At 53.9% G+C, this 16,349-nt stretch carries 12 protein-coding genes; 5 read left to right on the top strand and 7 right to left on the bottom strand.

Going from position 1 to position 16,349, the window contains the following annotated elements:
- Positions 1-69: 69 nt before the first annotated feature.
- Positions 70-1,482, bottom strand: a complete 1,413-nt coding sequence (locus tag EDF78_RS20885; protein WP_095922593.1) for an MFS transporter — start codon at positions 1,480-1,482, stop codon at positions 70-72.
- A 335-nt stretch (positions 1,483-1,817) separates the two neighbouring features.
- Between EDF78_RS20885 and pepN the strand changes: the two genes are divergently transcribed.
- Entirely contained in the window at positions 1,818-4,433 is a 2,616-nt protein-coding gene (pepN, locus tag EDF78_RS20880; RefSeq protein WP_133823830.1) for an aminopeptidase N, read from the top strand.
- A 66-nt stretch (positions 4,434-4,499) separates the two neighbouring features.
- On the opposite strand, the gene ssuB is transcribed toward pepN, so the two are convergent.
- The 5 genes from ssuB to ssuE are packed head-to-tail and all read right to left on the bottom strand — an operon-like array spanning position 4,500 to position 8,870.
- Positions 4,500-5,282 (bottom strand): aliphatic sulfonates ABC transporter ATP-binding protein, encoded by a 783-nt coding sequence (gene ssuB, locus EDF78_RS20875; protein ID WP_095922591.1) that lies wholly within the window; start codon positions 5,280-5,282, stop codon positions 4,500-4,502.
- On the bottom strand, positions 5,279-6,070 hold the full coding sequence (gene ssuC, locus EDF78_RS20870) for an aliphatic sulfonate ABC transporter permease SsuC (RefSeq protein ID WP_133823829.1): 792 nt from the start codon (positions 6,068-6,070) through the stop codon (positions 5,279-5,281). Before ssuC ends, ssuB begins: the two co-directional genes overlap by 4 nt.
- Before the next feature lie 11 nt (positions 6,071-6,081).
- On the bottom strand, positions 6,082-7,236 hold the full coding sequence (gene ssuD / locus EDF78_RS20865; protein ID WP_133823828.1) for an FMNH2-dependent alkanesulfonate monooxygenase: 1,155 nt from the start codon (positions 7,234-7,236) through the stop codon (positions 6,082-6,084).
- Between the two features lie 59 nt (positions 7,237-7,295).
- The gene (locus EDF78_RS20860; protein WP_133823855.1) at positions 7,296-8,270 is read right to left on the bottom strand and encodes a sulfonate ABC transporter substrate-binding protein; all 975 of its coding nucleotides are present in this window, start codon (positions 8,268-8,270) and stop codon (positions 7,296-7,298) included.
- A gap of 18 nt (positions 8,271-8,288) precedes the next feature.
- On the bottom strand, positions 8,289-8,870 hold the full coding sequence (gene ssuE / locus EDF78_RS20855) for an NADPH-dependent FMN reductase (RefSeq protein WP_095922587.1): 582 nt from the start codon (positions 8,868-8,870) through the stop codon (positions 8,289-8,291).
- Between the two features lie 315 nt (positions 8,871-9,185).
- On the opposite strand from ssuE, the gene pyrD reads away from it, so the two are divergent.
- Entirely contained in the window at positions 9,186-10,196 is a 1,011-nt protein-coding gene (pyrD, locus tag EDF78_RS20850; RefSeq protein WP_119822231.1) for a quinone-dependent dihydroorotate dehydrogenase, read from the top strand.
- A gap of 185 nt (positions 10,197-10,381) precedes the next feature.
- Positions 10,382-10,927 (top strand): cell division protein ZapC, encoded by a 546-nt coding sequence (locus tag EDF78_RS20845; RefSeq protein ID WP_095922585.1) that lies wholly within the window; start codon positions 10,382-10,384, stop codon positions 10,925-10,927.
- 139 nt (positions 10,928-11,066) lie between these two features.
- Here EDF78_RS20845 and EDF78_RS20840 read toward each other — a convergent pair whose 3' ends face one another.
- Positions 11,067-12,170, bottom strand: a complete 1,104-nt coding sequence (locus EDF78_RS20840) for a YcbX family protein (protein ID WP_133823827.1) — start codon at positions 12,168-12,170, stop codon at positions 11,067-11,069.
- A gap of 110 nt (positions 12,171-12,280) precedes the next feature.
- Between EDF78_RS20840 and rlmKL the strand changes: the two genes are divergently transcribed.
- Entirely contained in the window at positions 12,281-14,401 is a 2,121-nt protein-coding gene (gene rlmKL, locus EDF78_RS20835) for a bifunctional 23S rRNA (guanine(2069)-N(7))-methyltransferase RlmK/23S rRNA (guanine(2445)-N(2))-methyltransferase RlmL (RefSeq protein WP_133823826.1), read from the top strand.
- Between the two features lie 5 nt (positions 14,402-14,406).
- A complete protein-coding gene (locus tag EDF78_RS20830) occupies positions 14,407-16,311 on the top strand; it encodes an ABC transporter ATP-binding protein (protein WP_133823825.1) in 1,905 nt (634 codons plus the stop codon).
- Positions 16,312-16,349: the final 38 nt, after the last annotated feature.

Here is a 16,349-nt window from a genome sequence, read left to right as displayed (position 1 = left end):
AAAAACGGGGCGATTAAACCCCGTTTTTTCCATGTTCAATTCGCTACGTTTGTTCACGATAGTAAACGATCAGATATTTTCCAGATTGATGCCCCGGGTTTTCGGTCCGAAAATACCGATCACCAGCATCACGATCAGCATGCTGACCACAATGAAGGCGATAACGCCCTGTGTCCCGGCGGCCTGCAAAATCAGGCCAATCAGGATGCTGCTGAACACCGTGGATAACCGGCTGAAGGAATAGCAAAAGCCCACGGCACGCGCACGAATATGCGTCGGAAACACTTCTGTCTGGTAAGCGTGATAACTGAACGTCAGCCAGGCATTGGAATACGTGATCAGGAAACCGCAAATCACCAGCATCACAGGGTTATTCTGCAAGGCGAACAGCGTGCCGAAAACCACGGTCATCAGCGATGAAAGCACGATTTGCCATTTATTCTCGATCTTATCGGCGTAGCGGCTGCAAATCAGCGATCCGAGCGGATAGGCGAGGGTAATAAAGAAGGCATACAGCAAACTGTGCGTCACCGTTGTGCCTTTGCCGGAAAGCAGGGCCGGTAGCCAGTTACCAAATCCAAAGAAACCAATGGCCTGGAAAAAGTTCATCACAGTCAGCATCAGGGTGCGCTGGCGATATTCAGGTGACCAGATCTCCCTGAATGTGCCTTTGCGCGGTAAATTCCCCGTATTTTCTTCTGCAACATAGGCCGGGCTGCGGGTCACGCCGCAGCGTTTTTCCATCGCCGTAACCACATGATGCGCGTCTTCATGCCGCCCTTGCTGTGCCAGCCAGCGGGCCGATTCAGGTAAATTTTTGCGTACAAACCAGATAATCAGCGAACACAGCGCCCCGGCAATCACCACATAACGCCACCCGGTCAGACCGAAGAAGGTTTGCGGCACCAGCCACCATGACATCAGCGCAACCGCAGGCACGGAAAGGAACTGTATAAAGAAGGCGAAGGCAAACGCACGACTGCGCAGATGGCTCGGTACCCATTCGGTCAGATAGGTATCTATTGTCACCAGTTCCAGTCCGAGGCCAATCCCGACCAGAAAACGGCACAAAATAATGCCTTCCGCGCTGTTCTGAAATGCCATCAGCAGAGAAAAACAGCCATACCACGCCAGGGCAAACATAAATGTCATGCGCCTTCCGAAGCGGTCTGCGTTGGGCGCCAGCAGGCTGGCCCCGAAAAAAAGACCCAAAAATGTGGAAGAAGCGAACGCCGCCTGATCGGATATACCGAAGACACCGGCGCTTCCGACATGAAATATGTTTTCTGCGATTAATCCTGAACTTATGTATCCCGTCTGGAAAAGATCATAAAGTTCGAAAAAGCCGCCGAGCGAGAGCAAAATGATGAATCGCCAGAGTCCGGCAGAGGGCGGGAGTGCATCAATGCGGGCGGATAATGTATTGTTATATATTGTTTTTTGTTCTGTTATTCCCGGTTCCGGGGCGCAGGTGTGACTCATTTTGGGGTAGCCTCAGTGATTCGTCGTATTCATGATCATGCTAATGACTCCTGATCGGATTTCAATATTGAATTTATGTAATGAAGAAGAAAATAGAGCATAAAAAACTGCGCAAACCGGCCTGATGAAAAGTACAGTTTTATCGCTCAAATATGTGATGGGGATCTGATTGCGCGCTGAACGGGCAAAAACACCGTTTTGCAGAAATTTCTGTGTTTTGGTTGAAAGGTGCGCATATGCACTCACAAACCGGCAACAATCTGGGATTTCCTGATGCCTGTGTTAGAGTTTAGAGATACGTCATTACGATTAACAAAAACGTCAAAAGGTTTTTTATGACTCAATTGCCACAAGCCAAGTTCCGCCATGATTATCGTGCGCCGGACTACACCATCACGGATATTGACCTTAATTTCGAGCTTGATGCACAGAAGACCCTTGTGACTGCCATCAGCCAGATCAAGCGACAGGGTGCAGAAGGCGCACCGCTGGTGCTCAACGGTGAAGATCTGACGCTTATCAGCGTCAAAATTAACGGTCAGGACTGGCCGCAATATCAGGTCAAAGAAGGTGCGCTGGAAATTACCGGTCTGCCGGAAGCCTTTGAACTGGCGATTGTGAACGAAATCCATCCGGCCAAAAATACCGCGCTGGAAGGCCTGTATCTTTCCGGTGAAGCCTTATGTACGCAGTGTGAAGCCGAAGGTTTCCGCCACATTACCTATTATCTCGATCGTCCGGATGTGCTCGCACGTTTCACTACCCGCATCGTGGCCGATAAAGCCCGCTATCCGTACCTGCTCTCCAACGGTAACCGCATTGATCAGGGTGAGCTGGAAGGCGGCAAACACTGGATCAAATGGCAGGATCCGTTCCCGAAACCTTGCTACCTGTTTGCCCTGGTCGCCGGTGATTTCGACGTACTGCGCGATTCCTTTAAAACCCGCTCCGGCCACGATGTGGCGCTGGAACTGTTCGTCGATCGCGGCAATCTGGACCGCGCCGGCTGGGCGATGGAATCCCTGAAGCAATCCATGAAGTGGGACGAAACCCGTTTCAACCTGGAATACGATCTCGACATCTTCATGATCGTCGCCGTTGATTTCTTCAACATGGGTGCGATGGAAAATAAAGGCCTCAACGTCTTTAACTCCAAATACGTGCTGGCGAAAGCCGAAACCGCCACCGACAAAGATTACCTCGGTATTGAAGCGGTGATCGGCCACGAATATTTCCATAACTGGACCGGTAACCGTGTGACCTGCCGCGACTGGTTCCAGCTGAGCCTGAAAGAAGGGCTGACCGTTTTCCGTGACCAGGAATTCAGCTCTGATCTGGGATCGCGTTCGGTGAACCGTATCGATAACGTCCGTGTGATGCGTGGCGCGCAGTTCTCTGAAGATGCCAGCCCGATGGCGCACCCGATCCGTCCGGAAAAAGTCATTGAGATGAACAACTTCTACACCCTGACGGTGTATGAAAAGGGTTCAGAAGTTATCCGTATGCTGCATACATTGCTGGGCGAAGAGAAATTCCAGGCCGGGATGCAGCTGTACTTTGAGCGTCATGACGGCAGCGCCGCCACCTGTGACGATTTCGTGCAGGCGATGGAAGATGCGTCCAACGTGGATCTGTCTCTGTTCCGCCGCTGGTACAGCCAGTCCGGTACGCCAATACTGACCGTGCGTGATGACTATGATGTGGAAAAACAGCAATACACCCTGACGGTCAGCCAGAAAACACCGGCAACGCCAGATCAGAGTGAGAAACTGCCTCTGCACATCCCGCTGGATATCGAACTCTATGATCCGCAGGGCGAAGTGATTGCGCTGAAACAAAACGGCCAGACGGTCAGCAATGTTCTGAACGTGACCGAAGCGGAACAGACGTTCGTCTTTGATGATGTCGAATACCCGCCGGTGCCTTCTTTATTACGTGAATTCTCCGCGCCGGTGAAACTCGATTACAAGTGGGGCGATCATCAGCTGACCTTCCTGATGAAATACGCCCGTAACGATTTCGCCCGCTGGGATGCGGCGCAAAGTCTGCTGGCGATTTACATCAAGCTGAACGTGGCACGTCATCAGCAGAAACAACCGCTTTCCCTGCCGCTGCATGTGGCGGATGCGTTCCGTGCGGTATTGCTGGATGAGAATATCGATCCGGCACTGGCGGCGCAGATCCTGACCCTGCCGTCTGATAATGAAATTGCTGAACTGTTCGAGATTATCGATCCGGAAGCAATCAGTGCAGTGCATGACGCGATTACCCGTTGTCTGGCGACTGAAATGGCCGATGAGTTCCTGGCGGTGTATAACGCCAACCGTCTGCCAGCGTATCGCGTGGTGCACGAAGATATCGGTAAACGTTCACTGCGTAACACCTGCCTGCATTATCTGGCCTTTGCCGATGTCACGCTGGCTGACCAGTTGGTGAAAGCGCAGTTCGAACAGGCTGATAACATGACCGATTCTCTGGCGGCGATGTCCGCTGCGGTCTCGGCGCAATTGCCATGCCGTGAATCGCTGATGGCGGCTTACGATGAACGCTGGCATCACGACGGTCTGGTCATGGATAAATGGTTTATCCAGCAGGCGACCAGCCCGGCAGCCGATGTGCTTGAGAAAGTCCGTTCACTGCTCAATCACCGTTCATTCAGCATGGGCAACCCGAACCGCGTCCGTTCGCTGATCGGTGCCTTTGCGTCGGCGAATCCTTCCGCTTTCCACGCGGCAGATGGCAGCGGTTATCAGTTCCTGACGGAAATGCTGACTGATCTCAACACCCGTAACCCGCAGGTAGCTGCGCGTATGATCGAGCCGCTGATCCGCCTGAAACGCTATGACCAGAACCGCCAGGCGCTGATGCGTCAGGCGCTGGAACAGCTGAAAGGGCTGGAAAATCTGTCCGGTGATTTGTTCGAGAAGATCAGCAAAGCGTTAGATGCGTAAGCGTAAATAGCAGAAAAGCAAAAGGGCGATGGAGACATCGCCCTTTTTTTGTCCGGTAACCTCTGATCAGTGCTGTGCGCGTTTCGCTTCCTGCACGCCGGTCTGTGACGCTTGCGGCGTCAGCACCCGTTCCAGCACTTCCGCTTCCAGTTCCGCCAGTCTTGCCGAACCTTTGCGACGCGGGCGCGGCAAATCCACCGTTAAATCCATGCCAATCTGACCCTGATCGATCAGGATCACCCGGTCAGCTACCGTTACCGCCTCACTGACATCGTGCGTCACCAGCAATACGGTAAAATCATGTTGCTGCCACAAACGCTCGATCAGGCTCTGCATTTCGATACGCGTCAGGGCATCCAGTGCGCCCAGAGGTTCGTCCAGCAGCAGCAGGCGGGGGCGGTGGATCAGTGCACGCGCCAGCGCCACCCGTTGTTTCTGTCCGCCGGATAAGGCTGACGGCCAGTCGTCGGCGCGATCCGCCAGCCCGACTTCTTCCAGCGCGGCCAGCGCGGCTTCACGCCATTTGCCTTTTAAGCCTAAGCCGACGTTATCAATTACTTTTTTCCACGGCAGCAGACGGTCATCCTGAAACATCAGCCGCGTATCTTCACGCACCTGACTCAGGGGTGCGCTGGCGCTGAGCAGTTCGCCCTGTGTGGTTTTTTCCAGACCGGCCAGCAAACGCAGCAGGGTACTTTTGCCACAGCCGCTGCGTCCGACCACCGCCACAAACTGACCGGGTGGAATGCGCAGATTGATATCATTCAGCACGGCGCGGTTGCCGTATTTTTTGGTGATACCGGACAAGGTCACCGGCGTGCCTTGCGGGATACGTGCGGGTGCGCTCATGCGGCGTCTCCTTGTTTTTTCTGATAAGCAGGGTGCCAGCGCAGCCAGACACTTTCCAGCAGGCGGGCAAGGACATCGGCGAGTTTGCCCAGAATGGCGTACAGCACGATAGCGACCACCACCACGTCAGTCTGTAAAAACTCGCGGGCGTTCATTGCCAGATAACCGATGCCGGAGTTGGCAGAAATGGTTTCGGCCACGATCAGCGTCAGCCACATAAATCCAAGCGCAAAGCGCACGCCGACCATAATCGACGGCAATGCGCCGGGCAGCACCACCTGAATAAACAGCGGGAAGCCGGACAAGCCATAACTGCGTGACATCTCCAGCAGGCCATGGTCGATATTGCGGATCCCGTGATAGGTATTGAGATAAATCGGGAACAGCGTCCCCAGCGCCACAAGGAAAATCTTGGCGGATTCGTCAATACCGAACCACAGGATCACAAGCGGGATCAGCGCCAGATGTGGAATATTGCGCAGCATTTGCAGGGAGCTGTCGAGCAACCGTTCGCCCCAGCGTGACAGCCCGGTAATAAAGCCGAGCAGTAAACCGAGGCTGCCGCCAATCGCGAAACCAATCAGTGCGCGGAAGGTGCTGATTTTCAGGTTTTGCCAGAGGTCGCCGCTTTTCGCCAGTGTCCAGAACGCTTCGACTACCGCGCTTGGCGCAGGCAGAATGCGGTTGGATAACCAGCCTGCTTCGACGGCCAGTTGCCAGCCGCCGATTAACACCACCGGCACCACCCACGGCGCAGCACGATTCAGCCAGCGTTGTGTCGTTGTCATTTCTGCTCTCCTCAGTGCTGACTGGCGGCGCGTTTAGTCGCAAAATCATGCGCGACCAGTTCACCGCGTGGCAAAATCGCTTTTTTCACCGTGTTGTCGTCTTCCGGTTTTGCCAGATCCAGATGCGGGAACAACAGTTCGCTGACGCGGTACGCTTCTTCCAGATGCGGATAGCCGGAGAAAATAAAGGTGTCGATGCCCAGATCGGCATATTCCTGCATACGCGCAGCCACGGTCGGACCATCGCCCACCAGCGCCGTGCCGGCACCGGTACGCACCAGACCGATCCCCGCCCAGAGGTTCGGGCTGATTTCCAGTTTGTTACGGTCGCCGCCGTGCAACGCTGCCATGCGGTGCTGGCCGACGGAATCGGTTTTGGCAAACGCCGCCTGCGCCCTCTGGATAGTTTCTTCATCCACGTTGGCGATCAGTTTGTCGGCGGCGCGCCAGGCTTCTTCATTGGTTTCACGCACAATCACGTGCAGACGAATACCGAAACGCACTGTGCGGCCTTTTGCGGCAGCTTTGGCACGCACTTGCTCAAGTTTCTCTTTCACTAACGCCGGAGGTTCGCCCCAGGTCAGATAGAGTTCAACCTGCTCAGCGGCCAGATCCTGCGCTTCGTCGGAGGATCCGCCAAAATACAGCGGCGGGCGCGGGTACTGCACCGGCGGGTGCATCAGGCTCGCCCCTTTCACCTGAATGTGTTTGCCTGCGTAATCCACCGTTTCGCCTTCCAGCACGCGACGCCAGATGCGGGTAAATTCTGCCGAGGCTTCGTAACGTTCTTTGTGATTGAGGTGCAAACCCTCTGCGGCCAGTTCTGCCGGATCGCCGCCGGTCACCAGATTGAACAGGGCGCGGCCACCGGACAACCGGTCAAGCGTCGCCGCCTGACGTGCGGCCAGGGTCGGAGAAATTATTCCCGGGCGCAGTGCCACCAGAAACTTCAGCCGCTGGGTGACGGAAATCAGCGACGCCGCCACCAGCCATGAGTCTTCGCACGAACGCCCGGTCGGCAACAGCACGCCGCCGAAACCTAAACGGTCCGCTGCCTGCGCGATCTGTTGAAGATAGCCGTGGTCAACCACGCGTGCGCCTTCGTCAGTGCCTAAATAGCGGCCATCGCCGTGGGTAGGTAAAAACCAGAAAACGTTCAGACTCATTGTTTTGTTCCTCTCAAAGTGTGCGATTCGTTACCGCTCGGCGGCGGCTAAGTGGGTGTTCAGTTCGCTTGTACGGTGGGTTTCCAGATGCGGTCTTTGATTTCAACCGGCTTCGGTAAAATATGGTTCTGATAGAACAGGTCGGCGGTTTGCTGCTGGCGCTTTTCCGTTTCGCTGCTGACCGGCGTGATCGGCATGTCCGGCAGATGGTCCAGATAAGACGCCACGACTTTTTCAGGCAGCCCCATCGACTGGGAAAGCAGTCTGATGCTTTGCTCACGGTCGGTTTTGGTCAGCGCATTCGCCTGCGTCAAGACTTCCAGAACCTGACTGATAAACTGAGGATTTGCTTCGGTATATTTCTTCGGCGCAAGGTAGAAAGAGCCGGTCTGATGCAGCGTTGAACCGTCCGTTAATACCCGGACGTCCCCCTGAACCTGTGCGGCAGAATAGTACGGATCCCAGATGGCCCAGGCGTCCACGTCATGCTGCTGGAAGGCGGCGCGTGCATCGGCAGGCGTCAGATACACCGGCTGAATGTCGCTGAATTTCAGGCCCGCCTGTTGCAGGGCACGAAGCAATAAGTTGTGCGAGCTGGAGCCTTTCTGGAAAGCGACTTTATGGCCCTTAAGATCTGCTACCGTTTTGATCGGGCTGTTGCTGTCGACCAAAATCACTTCTGCTTTTGGTTTCGGTGGCTCGGAGCCGATGTACAGCAAATCAGCGCCCGCGGCCTGCGCGAACAATGGCGGTAAATCGCCGGTGCCGCCCAGATCAATGCTGCCGACGTTCAGCGCTTCAAGAATTTGGGGTCCGGCCGGGAATTCGACCCAGCTGATTTTGGTGTCCGGGAAGCGTTTTTCCAGCAACTGGTGTGATTTCGCCAGTACCAGTCCGACAGATCCTTTCTGATACGCGATGCGTAACTGCGCAGGATCCTTTTCCTGTGCGGTGACCGTGCCACTGAGGATCAGGCTGGTCAGCAGGCCAGCAACAACCGGGATCCGGCGGAGTAAAGAGAAAGAAGCAGGCATCATTAATTCCTTTTAACGTCAGACGCGCAGGGCTTGCGCAGAAAGGGAAGCGACAGACGGCAGTGCCGGGCGACGGCGGCTCAGCGCCAGATAAAAGTTTTCCAAAGATTCAGTCAGGCGCTCTTCCAGGGCAGGCGCGAGTTTTGCCGGGAACGTCTGGTAATCGGTGATCAGGCTGTCATCGGCGAAAACGCCCTGTAACACTTCCTGCGCTTTCAGCGAGGCCAGGACCGGTTTTAGGGCGTAATCCACCGCCAGCATATGGCCGATCGATCCGGCGGTGGCCAGCGGCAACACCACCTTATGATCCAGTGCGCGTTCCGGCAGTAAATCGAGCAGGGTTTTCAGTGCGCCGGAAAAAGAGGCTTTATATACCGGTGTGGCGACAATCAGCCCGTCCGCACTCGCCAGCTCGGCATTCAGCTGCTTTAACTGCGGGCTGCCAAAATTGGCGAACAGCAGGTCATCAGCAGAAAAATCCTGAATATTGTAGGTAAAAACTTCTACGCCCCGGCTCGCCAGCCACTGATGACTCAGCGCCAGCAGGGAAGAGGATCGGGAAGGTTGTCGCGGGCTGCCTGCCAGTGTCACTACACGCATTTGCTTATTCCTTATAACAATCTGTTATAGAACTATCATTTTTCTTAACGAAGTGAAGTAAACCTAGCAGGCAGAAGCCGCGCAGCGGAAATCTCAATTTTGGCTATGGAAAGTTTCAAAACAGATAAAGCGCGTGTTTAGCGGGCCAGACGGCTATAACGGGAAGGGGGAGAAAAGTGAATTAAAGGTAACCAAAAAGTAATCGTTTGCGCAGCGACGCATTTATTCAGCCAATATGCCGGTTATCGTTTCCAATTATCCCACGCTTAGTCGATAATACCGCCCCGTCTAGCCACCGGGAATCCAGGAGTCTCCATGTTGTATCCTCTAGTCAGGAAAGCACTGTTTCAGCTCGATCCAGAGCGCGCCCATGAGTTAACTTTCCGTCAGTTAAGCCGCATTTCCGGCACCCCCTTCGAATTTCTGATCCGTCAGTCCGTACCGACAAAACCGGTGACCTGTATGGGATTGTCCTTTAAGAATCCTTTGGGACTGGCCGCAGGTCTGGATAAAGACGGCGAATGTATTGATGCTCTCGGGGCAATGGGCTTTGGATTTATCGAAGTCGGTACGGTCACACCGCGTGCGCAGGCAGGGAATGATAAGCCGCGTTTATTCCGTATCGTTGAGGCAGAAGGCCTGATTAACCGCATGGGGTTCAATAACCATGGCGTGGATAATCTGGTGAATAATGTCAAAAAATCCCATTTTGGCGGCATTCTGGGGATTAATATCGGCAAGAATAAAGACACGCCGGTCGAGCAGGGCAAAGATGATTATCTGACCTGTATGGAAAAGGTATATCCGTACGCAGGTTATATTGCGGTGAATATTTCATCACCGAACACGCCGGGATTACGCTCATTACAATACGGCGAGGCGCTGGATGATCTTCTTGCAGCCATTAAGAATAAGCAGCTTGAGCTTCAGCAACGTCATCAGAAATATGTGCCGGTCGCCGTGAAGATCGCGCCGGATCTTTCTGAAGAGGAATTGATCCAAATAGCCGACAGCTTAGTGCGTCATAATATGGATGGCGTGATTGCGACCAATACCACGCTCGATCGTAAACTGATCCAGGGGCTGAATTATTGCGAACAAATTGGTGGCCTGAGCGGTCGTCCGGTGCAGCTGCGCAGCACAGAAATTATCCGCATGCTGTCGAATGAATTACAGGGTCGTCTGCCTGTTATTGGTGTCGGCGGGATTGATTCATTAACCGCAGCCCGTGAAAAAATGGCCGCAGGCGCGTCCTTAATTCAAATCTATTCCGGCTTTATCTTCAAGGGACCGGGTCTGATCAAAGATATTGTTACCCATATCTAATATTTTTTATCCTGAAGACGAGTCAGGGGTTTATTTATTAACCCGGCTCGTCTATATTTTGTCCACTGACCGTAATTCAGGCTCAGGATTTGTCTGATATCGTTTCATTGCTGAAAAATCTATTCTTGCCTGAATAGCAGGTAATGAAGTCAGACAGAGGGCATAAGGGCACACAGGATGACGAAATGAAAATCAAACCAGATGATAATTGGCGTTGGTATTTTGATGCAGAGCATGACCGGCTTATGTTGGATCTCGCCAATGGCATGATTTTTCGTTCCCGTTTCCCGGCTAAAATGCTGACACCTGATGCTTTCGGAAATATGTCATTTTGTGTCGACGATGCGGCGCTCTATTTTGATTTTGAAGAGCAATGCAAATCTATTCGTCTGGCGGCTGAACAGCGCGCCGAATTAGTTTTAAATGCATTAGTCGCTTATCGCTTTTTAAAACCGCTGATGCCAAAGAGCTGGCATTTCACTCAGCAGATGCGTCCTTTCCAGCCGGCCAACGGTCAGCTTGCTCAGGTGCAGGTCATGGAAAGCGGTGAACAGGCGACGTTGCTGGTGGTGGAATCGGGCGATAATGCCAGTCTGTGCCTGCTGGCGCAGGAAAGGCTGACTGTGGCAGGGCGCGGTATGGTGCTCGGCGATGCCATTAAAGTGATGCATGATCGTTTAATGCCTGCCGCCTTCCGCGTTGATAATAATGTCTACGATCAGGCAGTGTAAATTACCCTCCATATTTCAAGTTGCAGATGCGTTGGCTGCGCTCAGTCACCCGAATCACTGACCTGTGTAAGCTCATCGGGATCCCTTCACTTGCCGCGTTACTGCGACTCGAACTATTTTGGGTAATGGCGAAATATTTTTAGCCGAGCACAATATCCGTTGCCGGTATGCAACTGCACGACAAGATCGTTCCGTCTTTCCCCACTGCACTTTCTTTCAGCGGCGACACTTGCCCTTCTTTCAGCGTCATTCTGCATGCTCCGCAAATCCCGGCACGACAGGAATAGGGGATACGTAATCCCTGCAATTCCAGCTGCTCAAGCAAAATTTGCTGATTGTTGCCGGTAAACTGTGTGCCCTGATAATTAATGCTGACGTCTTGCGCGGTGTTCTTTGGTGCGTCGACATTTTCAATGACTTCGCCCGCGCCGTACGGACGCGGCGGCTTGATCGCCAGTACCTGCACGCTGTCACCTGCGCGGATCACGCCGCTGTTGCGGGCAATCATGTTCTGACCGAAATCGACATCGCCGTCGCTGGCAGTGCGGTAACTTTGCAGGGTTTTCAGCGGTTCGCCACTTGGGTGTTTGCGACCTTTCTCAATGCTGACCGTGGTAAAAATACAGCGACTGCACGGTTTCACCAGATCGAAAATAACCTCACCGATGCGGATCGTCTGCCAGCTGTCTTCGGCATAAGCCTCTGCGCCGCTGACCACGATATTCGGCCGGAACTGTTCAATGCGCACGCCGCCCGGGCAACGGCGTTGCAAATCCTGCATGGAGGCTTCATTGATCAGCAGATACGGGAAACCGTCAGCAAAGGACAACGGCACGTCAGGATGCTTCTTCACCCGGCGCGTGGGTTCATCGCCTACCCACCGCAGTTGCACATCCCGCTTTAAATAACCACTTAACCAGTGATTTACGGGTTCCGGCGCGATGAGTGAGGTAAACTGATTGCCCCAGACTTCCGTCGGCGAGTTATCGCCGGCGAAATCATGAAATTTGACGCTGATGCTGTCGCCTTCCGGCGCACAAATCATCAGTCCATCGGGCAGCAAAACCGGCGTGAACAGGACCAGATTCGGATACTGGCGGGCTGTAATGAACATGCCTTGCGGATCGGTGATCATGAACTGGCGATCAAATGCCAGACCGGTGGCAGTGACCAGCGAGTGCGAAACTTGCAGGCCGCGCATGGATTTGACCGGGTGAACGAATAAACGTGAAAGAATGGGCACTGAAGACTGCCTCTCAGAATGTAAAGTCTTAAGAAGAACCAGAGACTTTATGACAAGCGGCGGGGATTAGCTATAATGCGCAACAATTTTATTTTTGGTGATATGTCGATATGAACTCTTTGTTTGCCAGCACGGCGCGTGGACTGGAAGAACTGTTAAAAAGCGAACTGGAAACGCTGGGTACGCAAGCCTGCAAAGTTGTGCAGGGAGGGGTGCATTTTGAAGGTGACGATCGCCTGCTGTACCGTAGCTTACTGTGGAGCCGTCTGGCTTCGCGCATCCTGTTGCCGCTGAACGAATTTAAAGTTCACAGCGATCTGGATCTTTATCTTGGCGTGATGGCGATCGACTGGCCGTCCGTCTTCGGCGTGGATAAAACTTTTGCCGTGCATTTCAGCGGTCTGAATGAAGAGATCCGCAACAGCCAGTACGGCGCGCTGAAAGTAAAAGACGCCATCGTCGACAGCTTTACCCGCAAGATGGACGAACGCCCGAACGTGGCAAAACAGCAGCCTGACATCCGCGTCAACGTCTTCCTGCAACGTGATACCGCCAGCGTCGCGCTGGATCTCAGCGGCGAAGGCCTGCATCAGCGTGGCTACCGTGACCTGACCGGTCAGGCTCCGCTGAAAGAAAACCTGGCGGCTGCCATTGTGATGCGTTCCGGCTGGCAGGCCGGTACGCCGATGGTCGATCCGATGTGTGGCTCCGGTACGCTGCTGATCGAAGCCGCGATGATCGCCGCCGATCGCGCACCGGGTCTGCATCGTCAGCACTGGGGTTTCACCGGCTGGAACAAGTTTGACGCCGAACTGTGGCGCGAACTGACTGCCGAAGCCCAGGTGCGCACCCGCCGTGCCGTGCAGGAAACCCCTTCCCGCTTCTTTGGTTCCGATATCGATCGTCGCGTGATCGAAATGGCGCGTGCTAACGCCCGTCGTGCCGGTGTCGCTGAACTGATAAGCTTCGAGGCCGCCGAAGTCGGTAAACTGGTCAATCCGCTGCCGGAAGGCCCGGTGGGTACGGTGATCAGTAACCCGCCATACGGCGAGCGTCTGGAAAGCGAACCGGCCCTGATTGCGCTGCACAATATGCTTGGCCGCATCATGAAGACCAAATTTGGCGGCTGGCAGTTGTCACTGTTCAGTGCGTCACCGGAACTGCTGAGCTGCCTGCAACTGCGCGCTGAGCGTCAGTTCAAAGCCAAGAACGGCCCGCTGGAATGCGTGCAGAAAAACTATCAGCTGGCAGAAAACCCGACGGGTGCTGCCGGTACGCAAATGGCGGAAGATTACGCTAACCGTCTGCGTAAAAATGTTAAGAAACTGGAGAAATGGGCCAAACAGCAGGGCATCGAATGCTATCGCCTGTATGACGCTGATTTACCGGATTACAACGTGGCGGTTGACCGTTACGGCAGCAAAGTGGTGGTGCAGGAATATGCGCCGCCAAAAACCGTTGATGCGCAAAAAGCCCGTCAGCGTCTGTTCGACGTGATTAACGCCACGATGTCTGTGCTGGATATTTCCTCCAGCCAGCTGATCCTGAAAACCCGTGAGCGCCAGAAAGGCACCAGCCAGTACGAGAAACTGGCGCAGAAAGGCGAGTTCCTGCTGGTTGAAGAATTCAACGCTAAACTGTGGGTTAACCTGACGGATTATCTCGACACCGGTTTGTTCCTTGATCACCGCATCGCGCGCAAAATGCTCGGTGAAATGAGCAAAGGAAAAGACTTCCTGAACCTGTTTGCCTACACCGGAACTGCCAGTGTGCACGCCGGTCTGGGCGGCGCACGCAGCACGACGACCGTCGATATGTCCCGTACCTATCTGGAATGGGCGGAAAAAAACCTGCGTGCCAATGGCCTGACCGGCCGTCAGCATCGCCTGATCCAGGCGGATTGCCTGTCTTATCTGGGCATGTGCGATGAACAATTCGATGTGATCTTTATCGATCCACCGACGTTCTCCAACTCAAAACGTATGGCCGAAAGTTTTGACGTACAGCGTGATCATCTGGCTCTGATGAAAGATCTGAAACGCATTTTACGTCGCAACGGCACTATTATGTTCTCCAACAACAAGCGCGGTTTCCAGATGGATCTCGACGGACTGAGTAAACTGGGGCTGAGCGCGAAAGAAATCACCAGCCAAACCCTGTCACAGGATTTCGCCCGTAATCGTCAGATTCATAACTGCTGGCTGCTGTCCCATGCCGGCGAGGAAAAATAAAGTTTATGTCGTTAATTAGTATGTCAGGTGCCTGGCTGTCATTCAGTGACTCGCCGCTGTTGGATAACACCGAATTACACATCGAGCCGAATGAGCGCGTCTGTCTGGTTGGCCGTAACGGCGCCGGTAAATCGACGCTGATGAAAATCCTCAACCGTGAAGTGCCGCTCGATGACGGGCGCATTGTGTATGAGCAGGATTTGATTGTGGCGCGTCTGCAACAGGATCCGCCGCGCAATGTTGAAGGTACGGTGTTTGATTTCGTCTCGGAAGGTGTGTTCGAACAGGCCGAGCATCTGAAAGCGTATCACGCGATTTCGCATCTGGTCGAAAGCGACCCGAGCGAGAAGAACATGAACAAACTGGCTCAGGTGATGGAAATCCTTGATCACCAGGGCTTGTGGCAACTCGACAGCCGCATTAATGAAGTGCTGCTGAAACTGGGTCTGGATGCGGATACAGAGCTGAAATCCCTGTCCGGCGGCTGGCTGCGTAAAGCGGCACTGGGTCGTGCGCTGGTCAGCGCGCCGCACATTCTGCTGCTCGACGAACCGACCAACCACCTGGATATCGAGAGTATCGCGTGGCTGGAAGAATTCCTGAAAGAATTCCAGGGCAGCATTATCTTCATTTCCCATGACCGTTCTTTCATCCGCAACATGGCGACGCGTATTGTCGATCTCGATCGCGGCAAACTGGTCTCCTATCCGGGCAATTACGAAGCGTATCTGCTGGCGAAAGAAGAGGCGCTGCGTGTCGAAGAGTTGCAGAACGCCGAGTTTGATAAAAAACTGGCGCAGGAAGAAGTGTGGATCCGTCAGGGTATCAAAGCCCGCCGTACACGTAACGAAGGCCGCGTCCGCGCCCTGAAAGCCCTGCGTAAAGAGCGTTCAGATCGCCGTGAAGTGATGGGCACGGCTAAAATGCAGGTGGTTGAAGCCGCGAGTTCCGGCAAGATTGTCTTCGAAATGGAAGACGTCAGCTACTCGGTGGCCGGTAAACAACTGGTCAGCCATTTCTCCGCTCAGGTCATGCGCGGCGATAAAATCGCGCTGGTCGGTCCGAACGGTTGTGGCAAAACCACCTTGCTAAAACTGATGTTAAGTCAGATTAAGGCAGACAGTGGCCGTGTTCACTGCGGCACCAAGCTGGAAGTGGCGTACTTCGACCAGCACCGTGCTGAGCTGGATCCTGAACGTACGGTGATGGATAACCTTGCAGAAGGTAAGCAGGAAGTGATGGTTAACGGCCGCGCGCGCCACGTGCTGGGCTATTTACAGGACTTCCTGTTCCACCCGAAACGCGCAATGACCCCGGTGAAAGCATTGTCTGGCGGTGAGCGTAACCGTCTGTTGCTGGCTAAATTGTTCCTGCGTCCAAGTAACCTGTTGATCCTCGATGAACCGACCAACGACCTGGATGTGGAAACCCTCGAACTGCTGGAAGAGATGATCGACAGCTATCAGGGTACCGTGATGCTGGTGAGCCATGACCGTGAATTTGTTGATAACTCCGCAACCGAGTGCTGGATTTATGAAGGCGACGGCGTCATCAACAGTTACGTCGGTGGTTACCATGACGCACAGCATCAGCGCCGCAACCAGAGGCCAATCCGTCAGGCAGTCGTTACCGAAAATAAACCGGCTGCGCAACCTAAGGCAGAACCGGCAAAACGCACGGCGAATAAGCTCAGCTATAATCAACAACGTGAACTGGAACAATTGCCTGCGCAAATCAGCGCGCTGGAAGAAAAAATCAGTGCACTGCAACAGCAAATGAGCGATGCGAACTTCTTCACACTTCCTCATGAAGAAACTCAGCAAGTGCTCAATGCTTTCGCTGCTGCAGAGCAGGAGTTAGAGCAGGCGTTTGAACGTTGGGAAGCGCTGGAAGCGCAGAAAAACGGCTAACACTGCCCCGTTATGTGCCGCGGAATGAAGGATTGTTC

Source organism: Rahnella sp. BIGb0236 (assembly GCF_004364755.1).
GTDB lineage: Bacteria > Pseudomonadota > Gammaproteobacteria > Enterobacterales > Enterobacteriaceae > Rahnella > Rahnella victoriana.
Note: the sequence above shows the minus strand (reverse complement) of the source record. Positions and strands in the feature narration are given on the sequence as shown.

Bases quoted from the DNA above. Each gene is read 5' to 3' on its own strand.
- EDF78_RS20830 (WP_133823825.1), top strand. From the start codon at position 14,407: ATGTCGTTAATTAGTATGTCAGGTGCCTGGCTGTCATTCAGTGACTCG.
- ssuB (WP_095922591.1), bottom strand. From the start codon at position 5,282: ATGAGCGCACCCGCACGTATCCCGCAAGGCACGCCGGTGACCTTGTCC.
- EDF78_RS20845 (WP_095922585.1), top strand. From the start codon at position 10,382: ATGAAAATCAAACCAGATGATAATTGGCGTTGGTATTTTGATGCAGAG.
- ssuD (WP_133823828.1), bottom strand. From the start codon at position 7,236: ATGAGTCTGAACGTTTTCTGGTTTTTACCTACCCACGGCGATGGCCGC.
- pyrD (WP_119822231.1), top strand. From the start codon at position 9,186: ATGTTGTATCCTCTAGTCAGGAAAGCACTGTTTCAGCTCGATCCAGAG.
- ssuE (WP_095922587.1), bottom strand. From the start codon at position 8,870: ATGCGTGTAGTGACACTGGCAGGCAGCCCGCGACAACCTTCCCGATCC.
- rlmKL (WP_133823826.1), top strand. From the start codon at position 12,281: ATGAACTCTTTGTTTGCCAGCACGGCGCGTGGACTGGAAGAACTGTTA.
- EDF78_RS20860 (WP_133823855.1), bottom strand. From the start codon at position 8,270: ATGCCTGCTTCTTTCTCTTTACTCCGCCGGATCCCGGTTGTTGCTGGC.
- ssuC (WP_133823829.1), bottom strand. From the start codon at position 6,070: ATGACAACGACACAACGCTGGCTGAATCGTGCTGCGCCGTGGGTGGTG.
- pepN (WP_133823830.1), top strand. From the start codon at position 1,818: ATGACTCAATTGCCACAAGCCAAGTTCCGCCATGATTATCGTGCGCCG.
- EDF78_RS20885 (WP_095922593.1), bottom strand. From the start codon at position 1,482: ATGAGTCACACCTGCGCCCCGGAACCGGGAATAACAGAACAAAAAACA.